General features: G+C 47.5%; 17 protein-coding genes. 1 reads left to right on the top strand and 16 read right to left on the bottom strand.

The window, feature by feature from the left end; genetic code table 11:
• Positions 1–24: 24 nt before the first annotated feature.
• From ACE04G_RS04900 to lspA, 14 genes are all read right to left on the bottom strand, one after another.
• Positions 25–1,131: a TolB family protein gene (locus tag ACE04G_RS04900; RefSeq protein ID WP_449003704.1), complete on the bottom strand. Its 1,107-nt coding sequence runs from the start codon at positions 1,129–1,131 to the stop codon at positions 25–27.
• A 60-nt stretch (positions 1,132–1,191) separates the two neighbouring features.
• On the bottom strand, positions 1,192–2,697 hold the full coding sequence (locus ACE04G_RS04895) for a sensor histidine kinase (RefSeq protein WP_449003703.1): 1,506 nt from the start codon (positions 2,695–2,697) through the stop codon (positions 1,192–1,194).
• The gene (locus ACE04G_RS04890) at positions 2,694–3,404 is read right to left on the bottom strand and encodes a response regulator transcription factor (RefSeq protein ID WP_449003702.1); all 711 of its coding nucleotides are present in this window, start codon (positions 3,402–3,404) and stop codon (positions 2,694–2,696) included. Before ACE04G_RS04890 ends, ACE04G_RS04895 begins: the two co-directional genes overlap by 4 nt.
• A gap of 252 nt (positions 3,405–3,656) precedes the next feature.
• Complete coding sequence (locus tag ACE04G_RS04885) at positions 3,657–4,535, bottom strand: helix-turn-helix transcriptional regulator (RefSeq protein WP_449003714.1); 879 nt, start codon at positions 4,533–4,535, stop codon at positions 3,657–3,659.
• Positions 4,536–4,788: 253 nt separating this feature from the next.
• The gene (locus ACE04G_RS04880; protein WP_221819799.1) at positions 4,789–6,198 is read right to left on the bottom strand and encodes an MATE family efflux transporter; all 1,410 of its coding nucleotides are present in this window, start codon (positions 6,196–6,198) and stop codon (positions 4,789–4,791) included.
• Positions 6,199–6,434: 236 nt separating this feature from the next.
• Positions 6,435–7,298: a carbohydrate ABC transporter permease gene (locus ACE04G_RS04875; protein WP_211084711.1), complete on the bottom strand. Its 864-nt coding sequence runs from the start codon at positions 7,296–7,298 to the stop codon at positions 6,435–6,437.
• 216 nt (positions 7,299–7,514) lie between these two features.
• On the bottom strand, positions 7,515–8,396 hold the full coding sequence (locus ACE04G_RS04870; protein ID WP_036606643.1) for a carbohydrate ABC transporter permease: 882 nt from the start codon (positions 8,394–8,396) through the stop codon (positions 7,515–7,517).
• A gap of 38 nt (positions 8,397–8,434) precedes the next feature.
• Positions 8,435–9,754, bottom strand: a complete 1,320-nt coding sequence (locus tag ACE04G_RS04865) for an extracellular solute-binding protein (RefSeq protein ID WP_036671596.1) — start codon at positions 9,752–9,754, stop codon at positions 8,435–8,437.
• Between the two features lie 114 nt (positions 9,755–9,868).
• The gene (locus ACE04G_RS04860; protein WP_449003701.1) at positions 9,869–10,663 is read right to left on the bottom strand and encodes a response regulator transcription factor; all 795 of its coding nucleotides are present in this window, start codon (positions 10,661–10,663) and stop codon (positions 9,869–9,871) included.
• Positions 10,653–12,425: a cache domain-containing sensor histidine kinase gene (locus tag ACE04G_RS04855; RefSeq protein WP_449003700.1), complete on the bottom strand. Its 1,773-nt coding sequence runs from the start codon at positions 12,423–12,425 to the stop codon at positions 10,653–10,655. Before ACE04G_RS04855 ends, ACE04G_RS04860 begins: the two co-directional genes overlap by 11 nt.
• A 559-nt stretch (positions 12,426–12,984) precedes the next feature.
• Positions 12,985–13,812, bottom strand: coding sequence for a carbohydrate ABC transporter permease (locus ACE04G_RS04850; RefSeq protein ID WP_339180415.1), 828 nt, complete (start codon positions 13,810–13,812; stop codon positions 12,985–12,987).
• Positions 13,812–14,678 carry a carbohydrate ABC transporter permease gene (locus ACE04G_RS04845; RefSeq protein WP_036606633.1) on the bottom strand — a complete coding sequence of 289 codons (867 nt, stop codon included), beginning with the start codon at positions 14,676–14,678 and terminating at the stop codon, positions 13,812–13,814. The genes ACE04G_RS04850 and ACE04G_RS04845 overlap by 1 nt, the downstream gene beginning before the upstream one ends.
• Before the next feature lie 24 nt (positions 14,679–14,702).
• Entirely contained in the window at positions 14,703–15,893 is a 1,191-nt protein-coding gene (locus ACE04G_RS04840) for an ABC transporter substrate-binding protein (protein ID WP_449003713.1), read from the bottom strand.
• A 309-nt stretch (positions 15,894–16,202) separates the two neighbouring features.
• Positions 16,203–16,694, bottom strand: a complete 492-nt coding sequence (lspA, locus tag ACE04G_RS04835; RefSeq protein WP_221819808.1) for a signal peptidase II — start codon at positions 16,692–16,694, stop codon at positions 16,203–16,205.
• A 226-nt stretch (positions 16,695–16,920) separates the two neighbouring features.
• Here lspA and ACE04G_RS04830 point away from each other — a divergent pair, with 226 nt between their 5' ends.
• Positions 16,921–17,400: a heme-degrading domain-containing protein gene (locus ACE04G_RS04830; protein WP_486094196.1), complete on the top strand. Its 480-nt coding sequence runs from the start codon at positions 16,921–16,923 to the stop codon at positions 17,398–17,400.
• Between the two features lie 69 nt (positions 17,401–17,469).
• Here the strand turns inward: ACE04G_RS04830 and ACE04G_RS04825 are convergent, their stop codons facing one another.
• The gene (locus ACE04G_RS04825; protein ID WP_449003698.1) at positions 17,470–18,447 is read right to left on the bottom strand and encodes a permease prefix domain 1-containing protein; all 978 of its coding nucleotides are present in this window, start codon (positions 18,445–18,447) and stop codon (positions 17,470–17,472) included.
• Positions 18,448–18,453: 6 nt separating this feature from the next.
• Complete coding sequence (locus ACE04G_RS04820) at positions 18,454–18,783, bottom strand: PadR family transcriptional regulator (protein WP_017691704.1); 330 nt, start codon at positions 18,781–18,783, stop codon at positions 18,454–18,456.
• Between the last annotated feature and the right edge of the window lie 101 nt (positions 18,784–18,884).

Raw genomic sequence — 18,884 nt, 5'->3', positions numbered from 1 at the left:
ACATATCTGTCTGCAACAATCATCCTATTCTGAGATCGTAATGACCGAGGTTACAAAGTGATACGATTCATTCTCCAATACCGCCTGCGATAACAGGATTTTATTGCCTTTCGGACTCCAGGCGAGTGGGTCAGAAGCGTTGTCCATATCCGCCGAGATCTGGAACTGTTCTGCCGACTCCGTATTGGAGACAAACAGCCCTTTCTCATTATCATTCTCGGAATTAATGGTGTATGCAATCTTGGTATCATCACCCGACCAGCTTGTGCCAAAGATTTGCGTGCCTCTGGCGAGCGTGGCCTTCTCATTGCCTTCCAGATCGGTGAGCACCAGCGCCCGTTTGGTATCCGCTGTTCTTTTCACAATCGCAAGTCTTGTTCCATCATTAGAAGGGATGACCCACTCCACACTTTTCAGTACCTGTTTCACGTCACCCGTCTTCGCATCGTATGCATTCAACTGGCCATCTTCGCCCGTAATATAATAGAGCATATCGCCTGACACCTTGATACTCCGTACATTGAAATTACCTGTTTCCACCAGTACCTTTGTTGTACCGTCCACACTTGCCGAGATCAGATCACCCTTCATATTAGGGAAAACGACATGTTCATTATCCAGCCATGCGCCCTCTTGGATAAATCCATCCTCCTTACCAGCAGGGGTTGTCTCCCCGTTATGCAGGTTCAGGAAGTAACCTTTGCCCGTATTCTCCTCCGGCTCCCGGTAGAATAGGTACTGACCATCCGGTGACACTAGCGGTGCACCCAGACTGGCTTCACTTTCCTTGAGTGGCGTGTCTTTGCCTTTCGTCAGATCATACATATATAAGTTATGCGGGTATCTTTCCTGGCCTTCAACCGTGACGGGTTTCAAGGATTTGTTCTCCTTATCGGATACAATCCAATCGTCACTAAGCCATGTAATCCCGCGCATATTCGGCAGCTTATCAATTTTCTCCAGCTTGAAGCTCTGGTACACGGACGTGTTGGTATTATCTTTTACCGTAATATCCGTGCCCGTTTTCCCACCTTGTGCGTTGCCCCCCGGCTCCGTTGTTCCTCCGCATGCCGCTGTCGTTAACAGGGCAATGGCTCCAAACGTGCCCAAAGCTGCTTGTTTCCAATTCATGATGGTCCCCCCTGGTTTCTCTTGCTATAGACCAAGCATACACATCGCATACTTCCAAAGTTATTCAGACTTGTTTCGAACTTGTAAACTTGAATCAACCAAAGGGAACATGAGCTGGAATGTCACACCTTCCCCATCTTCTGGATCACCCGGCAGCAGGGTAATTGTACCGCCCTGTTTTTCAACAAACTGCTTCACGAGAGATAGTCCCAGTCCGGTTCCGCCGGTTTTTCTGGCTCTGTCTTTGTTCACGGTGTAAAAGGGTTCAAAAATCTTCTCCCGCGCCTCTGCCGGAATCGACGTACCCGAGTTGTAGATGCGAATGATCGCTTGACGCTCCTGCATCCGTAGTTCGCTCTTCACCCGGATCACACCATCCGGAACGTTATATTTGATGGCATTATCCAGCATGTTGATGAAAATATGCATAAGACTCTCCCGGTCGCTACGGATCACCGCCGGTTCAAGATCCAGTTCCATGTTCAGCGCAAACTTCTCCGCTTTCCCACGCATCCGGCCACAGGCATCCTCCAGTAGAGCACTGACCTCTACATCTTCGGCCTGGTTCTCGAAGTCATACTTCTCCAGAGCAGATAAATGGAGTACTTTCTCCACCATCTCGTACAGCCGCTCCGTTTCTTTGCCAATGTTACTCGTGGCATCATCCAGAAGTTGCGGATCGTCCTTATACATGTCCAATAGGTCCACATAAGCTTTGATCGATGTCAGCGGTGTCTTGAACTCATGGCTGATGTTACCGATATATTGTTTCTGCTGCTTTTCCAGCGCCTGAAGTTTCTCAATCGCCAGTTGCAGCTTCTGCTGCTCCGCATGCATGGCTGTGATATTTTGCTGAATGGATGTACTCATATAATAGATGCCCTGCCCCAGCTCGCCCAACTCATCCTTGCGCTTTAAAGGAGACTCCGTAATGTAGTTCCCTTCGCGAATGGAATCTGCAGACTTTTTCAGCCGGGTAATCGCGACAGCAAACCGATTGTAGAACAGATACCCCAGAATGAAGCTCAGCGCCACAACTCCAATCCCTGCCCACATAAATAGTTGAAGGATACGGGCATAAAAATCTTGGTAACTCTGGACCGGATACTGTATCCACACGGCACCCATCTGCCCATCCGGACCGTCCAATGGTGCAGCGTAGAGCAGGGTGTCCCCTTGTTCATGATAGGCAATTTTATTTTGCAGTGCATAGTCTAACGTTTCCTGAACGAGTTCACTCTCACCGGAGGCGAAGGATGCTCCCACCTGCTGACCTGTCATGTTATAGAGTGCTATTGGCAATCCGGTAGAGTTGGCCAGTTCCTGTGCTAGCCTGCGGCCATTTCGCTGTAAAAAAACGTCCTGATCGAGATGAACGGACTCGGTGTAGTAGGACTGTCGCACATTCAGATTCACCAGCCGTGTCTGCTGTGATAGAATACCTTCAATCTGTGACTGCTGATTGCGTTCAATACCGCGCAGGACCAGTGAACTAAGCACCACCACGGTCAGGATAAGCAAGGCTGCCAGAAAAACACTGAACTTCAGCTTGATGCTGACTCTCATACAACCCCGCCTGTATCAGGTGCAGATGCTTTGTAGCCAATCCCATATACGGTCTGCAATTTTTGCTGATCCGTATCTCCGATTTTTTTGCGCAAACGCTGAATGTGAATGTCCACGGTCCGTGTGCCACCTGCATATTCCATGCCCCAGACCCGATCCAGCAGATCATCTCGTGTGTACACACGCTCGGGATTGGACATGAGAATGGTCAGCAGGTCGAACTCTTTTGGTGTCAGATCCAGCTTTTCCTCATTCACGGTCACTGTGCGGTGAGCAACATGAATACGCAGTGTGCCATTCACGATGGCCTGATTCTTCGAATCGTCAGGTGGTGGACTGCTTTTCTCGACACGGCGCATGAGCGCTTTCACCCTTGCGAGCAGTTCACGGATCTCGAATGGTTTGGTCATGTAATCATCGGCACCCATTTCCAGGCCAACGATTTTGTCCACGATATCATTTTTGACAGTCAGCAAAATAATGCCGATATCCTCGCGGTCCTCCAGCCTGCGGCATACGCCGTATCCATCAAGCCTGGGCATCATCACGTCCAGAATCATGACCTGTGGGTGAAACGATGCGACCTTGACCAAGGCCTCTTCGCCATCACTCGCAGTCTCTACTTCATATCCTTCGCGCCGCAGCGCGTAAGCAATGGCACTGACGATACTTGATTCGTCATCTACCACGAGCACTTTTTTATTCATGGGATTCATCCTCTTTATCTATGTCATGAGTTAGTTTATGGGTCTATGTTAGCAAGGTCCGTGCTAATTAGCTATGGATGAGTTTGCAATTTGTATGAAAAGCTTGCATTCTCTCAGCTTGGACTTGGGTCTACTTTCTTTATACCCTAAAGGTAACAAAAAGAGCCAACCCGTGATTGGATCAGCCCTTGATCTATAGATTCCTAATTCATGTTACTGTTTAAGTCAGCCGTTTGGGGCCCCCCTCTAGATTTACTCCTCAAATGACAGATTGAGCGGCTCGTCCGACATCTCGTACTCTGTCTCCATATGTGTCAGCGGTGTGTTCAGATCAACCTCCTCGAAGCGGAAGCTGTCGACCCACACTTTTCCTTTACCGTTCAAAATAACCCCGAATGAAATGACCGCGCTGCCCTCCGGAACATCAAGCACAATACTATACTGATTCCATGGCTGCGTACCCGTAATTGGCCGATCATGCATATTATCAAATTGGAGTACATCATGGACGTTATTATCCACACGCATCCATAATCCACAAAAAGCATCCACACGCTCGGTCTTCACGAATCCCGATAATTTCATCCGCTTGCCCACATACTTATCCGCTCTGAACTGTTGCATCATTGTTGCGAACTCGTTAGGCTCCATCGGCGTAACGGCCTTCAAATATCCAGATGCTTTCCCCTGATGCACTTCGGCTGGATCAATGCCCATCTCATAATTTTGCGGGTGACTTCCCGTTAACATCCAACCTGTAATTGTTGACGTCTGATTCATCTGTAATTCTCCTCCTCTGGTTCTTCCTTCGAATAATTTCAGATCAAACAATTTGCGAAAACGTCCTGGTGGCATGCCATATAATTTGCGGAATGCGCGGGTGAAGGCTTCCTGACTCTCAAAACCACATGCCAGAGCGATGTCCAAAATGCCCGCATCCGTCGATCGGAGGGTCGTGGACGCCAGACTCATCCGGCGATTGCGGATATAATCCACCACGGTCATGCCCACCTCATTACGGAAAATTCGATGGTAGTGATATGGCGACAACAACGCCACGGATGCCACTTCTTCCAGTCCAATCTGCTCATGCAGATGAGTCTCAATATAGAACAAACTTTGCTGAATCATTGCACGATAACGGCTCAACTGAGGTAAAGCCCCCTTCCATATCCTTACTATACGTGAATGATGTAACCGCCGTTTTGATCATTTTTGCTATCTTTATTTCTGCTTACCTCTGCCGGAGATGCAAAAAGAGCCAATCACGGATGGAATCCTTTCCGTAATTGACTCTTCTGGGAAACTGCTGCCCTGTGGCTACTCTAGAGCCACTTCATTGATCTACAACAGGTTCATTTATATCTTTGCACAACATTCTTCGTCAGACAGCCGGTACCGGCTGTGTACCAACCTCTTCGTCATCATGCTCCACCAGTTCATGTTTCTCCCAAGCTCTACTCTTCCAGCGGAAGTACATAATGACCGCGCGGGTCCACTCATCCGCCGCAATGGCAAGCCACACACCCGCGAGCCCCAGATGAAGCTTGAATATGAGCAGGTATCCCAGTGGCAGACTCATGCAAACCATGGAAATCAGACCCATGTATACCGGGAACTTTGCATCCCCTGCCGCACGCAGTGAACCAATGATCACAATATTGCAAGTACGCCCCGTTTCGAGCAAAAGACTGAGTAGAATCACTTGAGCACCCAGCTTGATAATTTCCGGATTATCCGTAAATATGCTCATCAACGGCACACGGAACAGAATAATGATTACATCAATGATAACCGTGGCCAGAAGGGCCCATTTTACACTGTCAAAAACACGTTTGTACGCATCGTCTTTGCGCCGCGCACCCACAAGCCGGCCTACAATGATCGATGTCCCCATACCAATCGCCATGCTGAACAAGTAGATATAGCTGGAGATATTACCTGCATACTGTTTGGTTGCCATAGCTTCTGCGCCCAGATAGGTCACATACAGCGTGAACACGAGCTGGCAGGAATGATATACCATGGATTCCATCGCAGACGGAATGCCAATCCGCAGAATTTTGCCAATAAAATGTTTGGACAACTTGATGTAGTATTCGAAATCCACCCGTACCTCGCTCACACGATACAACAACCAGAAGAAGATCAGCAGGCAGATAAACCGGCTTCCCACCGTGGAGATCGCTGCCCCTTCCACCCCAAGCTTCGGCAGGCCGAAGTGTCCAAAGATCAATGCATAGTTACCAACAACGTGAATCACGTTCATGAATACAGCAACATACATCGTTTCTTTGGTGTAACCATGTGTACGAATCGTCGCAGCCAGCGCATTAATGAGCGCCTGGAGGAAGATCCCGCCACCAACGATATTTATATACGAACGGGCAAAATCATAAATTTCGCCTTGAATGTTCAGGAGTGATAACAAATGTCCTCCGAACAGAAGGAAGATTCCGCTCAGGACCAGACCTACGATAAGATTCAGTGTGATCGCATTACCCGTAACTTGTGCTGCTTCACTTAACTTTTTGGATCCGATATATTGTGCGACTACAATCGCAGCACCATGTCCAATGACTTCCAATACAAGGATAGCGATAGAAATAATCTGATTGGCTGCTCCAACGCCGGAGACCGCATTATCGGACACTGAGCTGAGCATGAGCGTATCCACGCTCCCCATCAACATAAATAAGAAGAGTTCCAGGAAAATAGGCCATGTCAGTCGAATCAGATTCAGATCCTTGGCATCAGAACGAAGGGACTCTTTGGTTGAGGATATTGCTGTCATTTTCTCACCTTTCCCATGTGGGCTTTAATTCTTAGGGTATGTTAGCACAGGTGGTTTGAAAATGCAGCAGTTTTGCGAAAATAGTTGAAAGTTTTTTGTAATTCCATAAATAGGTATTTTCATTGCTTTCATATAGCCCATCTTCCGTACGCCTGCCAGAGGTTTTAGAAGACAAAAAAGGTCCTTCCCAACTCGCTTTTGAGCAAGTAATGGAAGGACCTTAAACCCTCAGCCTTTTAACCTTTAACAGAACCCGCAGCAATTCCCTCCACGATTCGGTTACTCAAGATAAGAAAAGCAATCAGGATTGGCATAATACTAATCATCAGCGTTGCACCAATGGCTCCCCAATCCGTTGTGTATTGACCGATAAAGTTCTGTACACCAACAGTCAGGGTTTTGTACGAATCTGTACTGATGAACGTATTAACAAAGATGAATTCATTCCAGTTATAGATCATGTTAATGATCGCCGTTGTGGAAATGACCGAAGACGTCATCGGCAGCACAATCCGAAAGAAAATCCGATGCACGGAGCAACCATCCATCACTGCGGCTTCTTCCACTTCTCGGGGAAGCGCGTAGTAGAATCCGAGTAAAATCATAATGGTAATTGGCATATTAAAGGCAATATAAGACAGGATGACTGACAAAGGATGATCTGTGAGATGAAGCTTCAGGAACAAGCTGAACAGCGGAATCAATGTGGAGTGTACAGGGATCATCAGACCCACCATGAATAGTCCCAGCACCAGCGAACGACCCTTCCAGCGCATACGTGTAATGGCGAAGGTCACCAGACTGGCAAACAGCACGGTAACCACCACCGAGACCACCGTAATCCATACACTGTTGAAGAAGTACAAGCTGATATTTCCCTCTGTCCATACCTTGACATAGTTTTCCCAACGCGGAGTAGCAGGAAGGGAAAAAGGCGCCATGTCGAATACTTCCTGATTATTTTTAAGCGAGAACAACAGCAGCCATACCAAGGGTAAAATTTGCAGCAAAGCTACCAGGGACAAGAGGAAATACAGCAGAACATATCCGAATCTCCTTAACCATGCCGAACCTCGACTTGTCCCCGGGTAAGTTGGCAATCTAACAGCCGTATCCGTCTTCACCGGGATGGACCTCCTTTCATTTCACTAGGGCGTGTCTGGAAACTCCGAAGGTGGCAGATTTTGCCGATTTTTCGTTCCAAGCAAGGAAATTTTCCGCAGGCGTGCCGGGGCACGTCAAGGGAAAGTGACGCAGCAGGGGGCGAAAAGGCGGTAAAAGATGCACTTCAGCGAGTTTTCAGACACGAACTAGCGTCAGGAATACTGGATCGTATCTTTGGATGCTGTCGCTTTTCGAAGCAGCCAGGTAACCAGCAGACAGATCAAGAGCAGGAAGAAACCTACAGCACTGCCGTAACCAAAGTCGAAGCTACGGAACGCCTGACGATACATATAGGAGGCCATCACTTCGCTGGAGCCATTCGGTCCGCCATCGGTCATGACGTAGATGAGGTCAAAATACTTGAGCGAGCCCACCACAGCCAGTACAACGGTCACCTTGATGACTTCAGTAATTAGCGGCAGCTTGATTCGAAAAGCGATCTGCCAAGGGCTTGCCCCATCAATCCGGGCTGCTTCCACCAGAGATTCCGGAATATTTTTGAGGGCCGCATAATAGATCAAAATATAGAAGCCTGCATACTGCCATAGAATCGGTACGAACAGTGCATACAGCACCAGGGATGGCTCCGCCAGCCAGGCTGGCGGATTGCTGAAGCCGATCGCTTCCAGAAAGGTGTTCAGTACACCATTGCTGGGATGATAGATCTTCAGCCATAACTGGGCGATCGCGACCGAAGACAGCAGCATCGGGATCAAATATATTTTGCGGAACAGATTGGCACCCTTGATCTTGCCTGACAGCACCAAAGCAATCATCAGATAACCGATCAGACTCAGCGCAGAGAACAAAGCAAGCAAAAAAGTATGGTTCGCACTCTGCCAGAATGTTCCGTCTTGAAGCAGTCTGGCGTAATTATCCAATCCAATAAAGGTCATTGCACCGATCCCGTCCCATTGCATCAACCCATAATACCCGGTGAGTACGATCGGGATGTAAACCAAGACCAGCAGCAGAAGCAGTGCAGGAAGCACGTACAACGCAGCAACGAGACGGTTGGACATGACTTTGTCCATCACATTATCCTCCCTTCAAGCGTTCAAACGTGTGTACGTCAATTGCCTTTATCAATTGCAGCCTGATGATTCTTCACAAAATCCTCTGGTGTTACCGCTTTGCCAAACAATGCCTGAATCATGTCAAGATGGGCCTGAGCGGCTGCCGGTTTCATCTGTACGTCTGCAAAGAGCGTAAGGCTGCTGGCCTGATTCAATTCGTTGAGCAGGTCAATGTAAAGCTGTGGCAGCTGTACTGCCGCCGTATCCACTTTGGTTGCCGGGATGACGCCTGCTTCAGTTACCGAACTTTCACCCCATTTTTCCACAAAGTATTGCACAAACTTCTGCGCTTCTTCCTTCACTTTGGAGTTCTGGGCCACGAACAGCCCTACGCCTGGACCACCTACCCAGCTGTTAATATCACTCTTGCCATCTTCCATCGTTGGGAATTTGAAAAATCCGATCTTGTCCTTGAATTCCTGCGGGATATCCGGGTTAGTCGTGAAGTTTGGCAGTTCCCAGGTGCCCATCAGGTACATGGCAGCTTTTTCGTTCATGAATTCGGATTTGCCCTCATCGTTGGACAACCCGTTGAAGCCTTTGTTGAAGGCATTCATATCCACCAGCTTTTGCACCTCGGCAGCAGCTTGAGTCAGCGCAGGATCGTCAAACTTGCCGGAGCCATTGATGGCCTTTTCCAGTGCATCTCCACCTAACCGATTCGCCAGATACATATACCAGAGTGAGCCAGTCCAGCGGTCTTTATTACCGAGTGCGATCGGCACCTCACCGTTCTCTGTCAGTGTCTTCAGCACACTCAGGAATTCATCGTACGTTGCTGGCGGCTGCAAGTTATATTTTGCAAAAATGGCTTTGTTATAATAAATGGGGGAGATATTCAACTCGATTGGTAACGCATATGTTTTGCCGTCTATGGCATAAGCTTCTGTTGTTCCGGCTATGAATTTCTCGCCCAGCGAGTCGCTCAGAAGATCATCGACCGGTGCGAACAGGTTCCCCTTCACATAAGGCTCCAGAAATCCAGCAGCCCAAGTTACACCCACATCGGGAAGTTCATTGGATGCCGACAGGATTTTCAATTTGTTCTTATATTGTTCATTCTCCAGCACTTCCTGCTTAATGGTTACATTCGGATGATCCGTTTGATACTGCTTGATGATATCGTTGACTAGTTTGTTTTGCTGTGCGGAGCTGCCTGCTGGCCAGAGGTGCATAAACTTGAGGGTTACTTTCCCATCTGTGCCGTTACTGCCTGTTTCACCCTCTTCATCCGAACTTGAACTGTTACATCCGGATAAAATTACGGCGAGAACCAGCGTCCATGACAGAAGAATGGCCATCGTCTTTTTGCTCATTATTCCAACCCCCTTGGTTTTTTCGGTTAATGTAACCGCTTTAACCAAATTGTAGCACGGGCCTATTGCCTCTATAAGACCAGAACAATTTGGAAAAACTCCACTTTTTTGAGGTTATTTGTTATCTCGTTCAGATAGGGAATGCCGATATTTGCTTGGACTTAGCCCCTCAAGGCTTTTAAATACCGTGATAAAATACTTATCCGTCTGATAACCCACCTGTTCCGCAATCTCTGAGATTGGCATCGTTGTCTGCACAAGCAACTCCTTCGCGCGCTGAATGCGTTTGCGAGTAAGGTATTCACTAAAATTGATGCCGATCTGTTCCTTGAACAATACGCTGAAGTAACTGGAGTTGAGATGGAGTAAATCAGCGATTTCTCGCATGGTCACATGTTCACCCAGATGAGCATCCACATAGGTCAAAGCTTCACTGATCTGGCTATTGAGCCTCTGTTCCCCTCGCTCCTTAACATCCAGCAGCTTGGGGTCAACCATTTCTTGCATCGTTTGAATACGTCGCTGTTGTTCGCTGAACTTTAGGGCTTTTTCGACGGTCAGCAGCAATTGTTCCTTATCAATCGGTTTCAACATATACTCCACAACACCCAACTTAATGGCCTGCTGGGCGTATTGAAAATCGGCATGTCCCGACATAATCAGGACAACAGGCTTGTTCGAAAAATGTTGAATGGCTTCAATCAGAGACAAGCCAGAGAATTCCGGCATGCGAACATCCGTTATTAACAGATCTGCCGACTTTTTCTTGAGCCATTCCACTGCCTCGACGCCACTTTCTGCAGTCTGAATGTGATTTCGTCCTGCCGACCATCCTTCCAGTGTTTTGCGAATACCCTCTCTTGTACGCGGCTCATCATCCACGATAAGAATCGTTTTGTCATGAATCATATGCACCCTCCGTTCCCATGGGAATCTCAAAGCAAATGACAGTTCCTTGCCCAACCTTACTTGTTATGGAGAGCTTACAACGTTCGCCAAGTTGGCTGCCAAAGTAAAGCTTCAGTCGTCGATGTACGTTGATTAGACCTACACCTGTCCCCTTCTTGGACACAGCCGGTCCGCCATGTAAAGCATGAATGACAGATTGTAACTGTAATTCATCCATACCGGGACCATCATCCCGAACCTCAATGCGAACCAGATTCTTCTCGGTCGAAGCATCCACATGGACGCTTATCTTTCCCGGTCCCAGTTTACTTTCAATCCCATGAAGAATCGCATTTTCGACCAAAGGCTGTATAAGAAGTTTCGGTATTGCGACCTTACGCACCGTATCACTCAGCTGAATCTCCCATTGCATTCTCTCTCCCAACCGCATCTGCATAATTTGAAGATAACGCTCGGCGTGTTCCAGCTCGTCGGCAATCGTAACCCATTCATCCTGTTGCGAACTGGAGATGATGTAGCGAAATAATCGGGACATCGCCACAACCATACGTGCCATCTCCTCGTCTCCCTTTTCCTCAAGGGACCAATAGAATGCCTCCAGTGTGTTGAATAGAAAATGGGGATTAATCTGGGACTGCAACGCCTTCAGCTCAGCCTGGGACTGCATGACTTCCTTCTCATGAACCACACGGGTTAATTCGTTCTGCCTGTAGACCATCTGATTATAAACCTCGTTGAGTTCATTGATCTCCATCGTAGAGCTGACCATCAGATTGGGCTTCATCGCTCCCGGCTGTGCACTGCGCATGGCCCGCATCAGACGTATGAGCGGACGTGTGATCATTGTGGACAGAAAGAAAGACATGATAAGGAACAGAACAACACCAATCATTCCCGAGACGAGCAGCGCCGTTCTCAGGATGGATACACCTTCCGTTGTCTCCCGCATCGGGGTCAGGACAGCAAGTGTCCATCCCGTTAACTCCGATTTTTGCCGGACGACGATATAGGATTCCTCCCCGTTCTGCACGACTGATCCGCTGTCCAATAAGGCTTTGGGATCGAGATTAATCTCCAGATCGGAAGTCACCACTTCGCCTGCCCCATCCAAGAGCATGATAGAGTCCTGCGAACCATCTGTCCCATTCGAATCATTGAGTTGAAAAAAACTGCGTTGCATCCGCACCACCACATAACCTCCATGTTCGAAAGAATGATCCAGCAGGTTAATCCGCCGAATAGCCAGGAGCACACCCGGATCTTCTGGGTCAGCGCCTGCCCATACCAGTCTGCCTTTTCCTTCATCGGCCAGGCTGATCCAGTTGCGCTCCACTCTGAGATCGAGGGATCGGTCATCCATCGGAAAGATGCGGTTATAACCCGTGGTGTATATCTCCATACTCTGCGCGCCATTAATGAAAGACTGATAACTTCCTGCAATCTGCAAGAGAGCTTGGCGCTGGTTAAAGGTAGCCGGGTTGCCCTGCTTCTCATCGCTGAGCAGACGTTGCACATATGCATCATCCGCCACCTGGGCAGTCAGCGAATTCACTTGTGCAATGATTGCATCCAATCTGCCACTGGCCTGGACGGCGGTTTGGTGAATATGTTTCTCCGCATTGCTTTTCAGCAGGGCAGCTACCCGATCATAGGCCGATATGCCTGCGAGCAATAGAACAACAAGCATCACCATAACAAAACCAATGAAAATCTGATTGCGAAGTGAGTTAAAATGTCCTTTTTTCCCATGCAACTTCCCCATTCTCCTCTCTTTTTGGCATGTAAAAGAACCCACCATCTTACGCCTGTGTTCTCTTGAAGACTGGGTACAAACGATGCCGGATTTATCTACGTATTCAGTTCCCCTATATAAAATGAACGAAAGAATATTTACACTAGCCACTACGATGATAGAATAACCTTCCAATCACTGTTATCCCCAGATTTTTTGATTCCCTTTTTAAAGGGGAAAATCCGGTGATAAAGGCGAAGCATATGCTTCCGATGCAGCTTTCTTTCAGAAAGCTATTAGCTCCGCTTTTTCAGGTTATTTCTGCCCTCTCCGTTCTCGTGTAAATGTTTAGTTCATTTATATAGTTAAAGCGCTTGCATAATTGAACCTTAATCTTTTTCTCTTCTAGTCTTTGTTTACCGATTAAACTAACGACTAAAAAATAGCATAGTTTTACAGGTTAATCAATCCTCCGAAGCGTTCCCAAACGTTAAATAACAAGGATCAAAAAAAGAGAGGGAACTTTTAAAGTCCGCCTCTCTTTGTTCATATCTCTTCACACATATTCTTTTCTTTGGCCAATCTTCAGTTATTTCACAGACCCTTGGGTAACCCCGTTGATGATCCACTTCTGCGCAAACAGGTAGATGATAATCATCGGCAGCAACGCGAGCAGGTAGGATGCAAACGCAAGGTTAAACTCGGTATTGAACTGTCCTTGGAATACATACTGTACCAGCGGCAGCGTGTATTGTCCCGGATCACTGATAATAATGAGTGGCAGCAAGAAGTCGTTGTACGTGGACAGGCAAGTCAGAATACCAACCGTGGCACTGATGGGCGCCATGAGCGGGAAAATGATTCTCCAGAACGTGCCCCACGTCGTCGCTCCATCTACAAAAGCCGCCTCCTCCAGCGCTACCGGAATGGACCGGATGTATCCCACGTACACAAATACGTTAAATGCCAGGCCATATACCGTGTGCAGCAGGATCAGACCTACCAGATTTGTCATTTCCAGCGATGCGGTCAGCTTAACAATCGGCAGCATGATGATTGGGAATGGAATGAACATCGCGCTGACGAAGTAATAATAGAGCCCTTTGAAAAACTTGCGTTTCTCCATATTCCGCGCAATCGCATAGGCTACCATCGAGTTACTAAGCAACGTCAAAAGCACGGTGGATGCGGTAACGATCGCACTGTTACGGAACGACTGGAAGAAGTTTGTCATGTCGATGGCCCTCGCGAAATTCTCCCAGTGAAGTGTCGTCGGAATGGCAAAGACCGATTGGGCCATCTGTTCCGGATTTTTCAAAGCTATTGTAACGGTCATATACAATGGGAACAGGATAAACAGGGTACCCAGCACCACGAGCAGCATAACGAGCCAATTGATTCGTGTACGGCTTCTCATTACAGATCCATCTCCCTTCTTTGCAGGAACCGGATTTGCAGAATTGAAATCACCGCAATTACGATGAAGTAAATAACCGAGTTCGCAGATTGATACGCATATTCGCCGCCTTCAAATCCACCGGTGTAGATCAGATGGGAGATGGACTGTGTCGCCCGCCCGGGACCACCGTTGGTCAAGGCTACGATTTGGTCGAAGACCATAAGTGAGTTTTTCATGGCCAGCACCATATTAATGGTGAAAAACGGGGCAATAAGCGGGAAAGTAATGCTCCAGAATTCACGCCATTTGCCTGCACCGTCGAGGTTGGATGCCTCGTACAGTGTCGTTGGTATCGTTTGCAGACCAGCCAAATACAGAATCGTATTCAGGGCCACCGATTGCCATACTGCAACAATGACGATACCGATCCAAGCCAGACTCTCGCTACCGAGAATGTTGGTGGATAGCGCATTGATGCCCAGATTTTGTCCCCAGATCGGGAATACGTTGGAGAACAGATAGTTAAATATGTAACCTACGATCAGTACACTCAGAATATTGGGCAGGAAGTAGATGCCGCGGAAAAAGTTACGGAACTTGATCTTGGCATTCAGCCCAAGTGCAATGAGCAGGCTCAGAATATTGGTCAGGATCGTCACAACGATCGCGAACTTGAACGTAAACCAGTAGGCGTTGCCTACATTGTCGTCCTGGAACAAGTTGAAATAGTTTTTGAAGCCAACAAAATCATACTCTTTCCCGAATCCGTTATAATTCGTAAATGAATAATAGATGCCCTGGAGGGCCGGCAGGGTCATAAATACAAAAAACAATACAACCGCCGGAACCGTCATCCAGTAATAAGGTGCGATACGCTTGTTCATACTCCATCCTCCTTCAGACAAGGCTTAGCGCCGATTGGCAACCTTGTCCCATTCTTTGTCGAGTGTATCTAGGTAGTTGTCGATGTTTTGGTTCTGCAAAAAGGACTGTACGATGGAATTCAGCTGCACGGCAGCCGGAATATAGTGATCGGGAAAGTCAATAACCTTGCCCTGCTCGATATATGGCATCAATTCCTGTACCGCCGGATCATCCTGCTTCACATCTTCGACCGCAGAGAACAGCGTCTGTTCGTCAATGTATCTTCCGATATTTTCAGGATCTAACAGAAACGCAATAAACGTCTCTGCCTGCTCGCGATTAGGTGTGTCCGCCGCAATGGTAAACAGGGAGTCGATTCCGTTCACCAGCTTGATCTCACTTGCATCGTTGCCCGTAGGGAATGGGAAGAAACCAATGTCGACATTTGGGTTCGCTTTGCGAATCTCCGAGATGGCCCAGGTTCCCTGGATGTACATGAAGGCTTCACCGTTAGCAAAAGCACGGTTACCGTCCGAATAGGCTTTACCAAAGTTATCGCCGTGACCATACTTCATGAGTTCCAGTTGCTTCTCAGCTACCTCGCGGTACTTCTCCTTAAACGTCACTTTGTTATCGCGTCGCTCTTGGTAGAAATCAATACCAACCAGATTGGATGCTAGTGCATTGAACGGCAGGCTCGTCTGCCAGTCATCCTTGTATGTGAAGTAAAATGGAATCTCACCTGCATCCTTAATCTTTTGGGCGGTTGCAATGAGTTCATCCCACGTCTTGGGCACGTCCAATCCCATGTCCTTAAACAACGTTTTGTTGTACATAATGCCGTTTGCATTAGTCGCGTAAGGAATACCTGTCACTTCGTCCATGCCTGTGAGATCCTTCAGCATCTGTATGTAGTTCGGATCAATCGTCTGGAGTAATGAGCTGTCCGTCAGATCAGTGAAAATATCACTCTGAGCCAGGATCGAATACGTATCCGTTGCCCCCATGGCCATGATATCCGGGATATCGTTTTTGACAACACGCGTCTTCAATACCGTCTCCGCATCGGGTGGATTCACCTGTGTCACCTGAATATCGTCATGCTCCGCATTAAACGTTTTGATCAATTCATCAAAGGTTGTTTTGGCTTCAGGCTTGTTCTGGAAAAATTCAATCTGCACTTTGCCATTCGCGCTATCTCCACTGGTACAGGAAGATAAAAGTACAGCCATCATTCCACACAGCAACATTGTCCCGAGAGCCTTGGTAAGCGTTGTTCTCATGTTGTACCTCCCTCAGCTTTATACGTAAGAATTTACCCATTCAGATGGTGAAATAACCATTTGGTTAATCCTTCCAAACTAATTTCGATCTAAATGGATGATATAGGTCTTTATTATTTCTAAAACGGTTTCGATAAAAATGAATCAAGGCAGTTCTTCCCATGACCTGAATGGGGCATAACAAAAAGGACACTGGATGATATCCAATGTCCCTCATTTTTTCAGCTTACGTGTATAACCACCGAAAGCCTTTATTGCATGTTACGAACGCTCAACCTTCGGCAAAGCATTACGTAAACGCTTGGCCCGATAACTCTGAAATGCTCGAATCAACATGCCGATGATGATCATGACCACACCGATGTTAATTGCGACATCAGCGAGATTCAAAATCCCGCGTCCTGACGGAAACACGAGGAAATCCGTTACCCGGGCATAGATAAATCGATCGATCGCATTTCCTAAAGCCCCACCGACCATAAAACCCGCGCCAGCTTGCATCCAGAAACCGCGAATCTCACCTTTACTCCGGTAATACAGCATGCCCGCTATGAACAGAACAGCAATTACACCGAACAGACGCGCATTTCCCTGAAACATGCTGCCCGCCATTCCACTGTTCTCGTAATGCTGTAACTGCATGCCGGAGTTACCCAGTCTCATGACGTCGCCAACTTCCATATACATCCTCACTGCAATCTTGGTTCCCTGATCAACCAAAGTTACCAGCAGTGCTACAAAATAAAACAGCATCGTGCCTCTCCTCCTGCCTACGTAGCAATAACTTATTTTAACTTTAAGAGTTATGTATATTAGGTTCCCTTCACTTTAACACAGCCGATGTATGGTCTCCAAATGAACGGCCTTTAACCACGCAAGTAATGTCCACTAACATCGTTCAGACTGCATCGAGAAGGGACTACACCAATCCATGTCGAATGTAGACATCAATCATATATGTAAAGGGGCTGCCTGCAATTTGAACCTAACCATGACAGAGAAATTAAAGGAAATGCAACAGGAAGAAAAGGACTTGGTATTCAGCACATTTGATTCTGAAATGGCGCTTGGACTTGGCCTGCATCTGGTCGAGGAAGCGAAGCGTCGTTCCCAAGCCGTGACCATCGACATTACCCTGAAGGGACATCGTCTCTTTTTGCATGCGATGGAAGGCACTCATCCCGACAACGAAGACTGGATTCGACGTAAAAACAACGTGGTGAATCATTTCTCCTCCAGCTCTTGGCATACTGCCCTGCGGTTAAGAAGCGAAAACCAGACACTTGAGCAAGACTTCAATCTGCCTTCATCGGACTATGTTCTGGCTGGTGGCGCTTTCCCACTGATTCTGAAAAATGAGGGACAGGTCGGCACCATTACGGTATCGGGTTTGCCTGATGAGGAAGACCATGATCTGGTCACGACAGGCATTCGCTCGTTTTTGTTGCAGCAAAACTAGATTAAATGGAGCAAAAAAAGCCCACCTGATCAATATAGATCAAGTGGGCTTTACTAGCTAAAGCAGTGCTCAGGACGGATTTTTGCTTTTCATAATATGGTACACATTGCTCAAGCTGCCGGAGAGAATGCCTGTAATCGGGAATATGGCCCAATTGATATCCCACCGTTGATATACAAAGCCTGTGAACAAGAAGATGGCTGTCGCCAGCGGCCATACAATCGCTTCCACGGCTCTCACAATTTTCACTTCTTGCTTCTTCTCTACCGTCAACTGGTGCTTCTCCAGCAAGTTCGTGTAAGCCCCCTGAATATTACCGTAATATACAAACAGGAATGCTCCTACCCCAGCCATAACCATAAAGGCAGATACACCATAAGAGGCGTAGTTATTATTGATAGAGGACGCTGCGAAAATAAACACAGGAGACAGAATGCACAGGCAAACACCCGTAATGATGGCTATACGATAAGTCAGAGCGAAGCTCTCCCGACTATGCTGAATACTCATTTTAAGTGTATAAGGAAGCTGGATGCCCTTCTCCATATGACTGAAGCGTTCAAGCTTCATGCCACTGTGAATGAACATGCCTACCGCAATCGCAATCAGCACGAACATGCCGATCAGGCCCAGTACAGCCCCCGTTTCCACCGAACGGTTTGCAGCTGAAGTCGCATAGTTCTCAAATAAAGTATCCATGAAAATCAGAAACGCCACACCCGACGCGCACAATAAAACACCCAGCCCGATCCAAAATCCGGCATTTCTTTTTGCATTGGTATATGCGTAGGCTTCTTCTTCCGTCAGCACAGGTACTGCCTCTTCCGCACTGACTGGTTGAATACCGAGTTCTGCAGTTAGCTCCTCGATATTACCGAATTCTGAGATCACAATACCGATGGCTTCATTCTCCGACTTGCCTTCCCGCTTCAACTCTAGGTACTTATCTTCCATCCCCGAAAGGAGCTCCTGCTTCAGATGCTCCACCTCGGGTGTCTTCGGTAGACCCGCAAACATGTTCTCCAGATACACCATAATTGTCTCCATGTTCCGTCACAACTCCCTGATAAATAGATTAACAACCTCTTGCGTAACCTTCCATTCCTCACACTTTTCTCTGTAATAGTCGAGGCCGGGCGGCGTAATCCGGTAATAGGTACGACGCTTTCCCAAACTATTCTCATCCAGGTAAAACGATTCAATATAACCGTTCTTCTCCAATCGGGTGAAGGCCGAGTATAATGTCGTCTCCTTCATGACGTACTTTTCCTCTGTCAGCTGCCTGATGTTCTTGGAAATCTCGTAGCCGTACGACTCCCCTTCGAGCAGCATGTAGAGGATCAGCGTATCATTGTAGCCACGTATAACGTCACTGCTGATCACAAAAGATACTCCTCCTCATTACTTCATCTGTCGTAGTAGTTGAAGTATAGCACATTTTACTACGACAGGTGAAGTAGTTATGCCAAAAATGGACAATAAAA

This window comes from Paenibacillus sp. AGC31, assembly GCF_057334655.1.
This window is presented reverse-complemented; position numbering and strand designations above follow the sequence as displayed.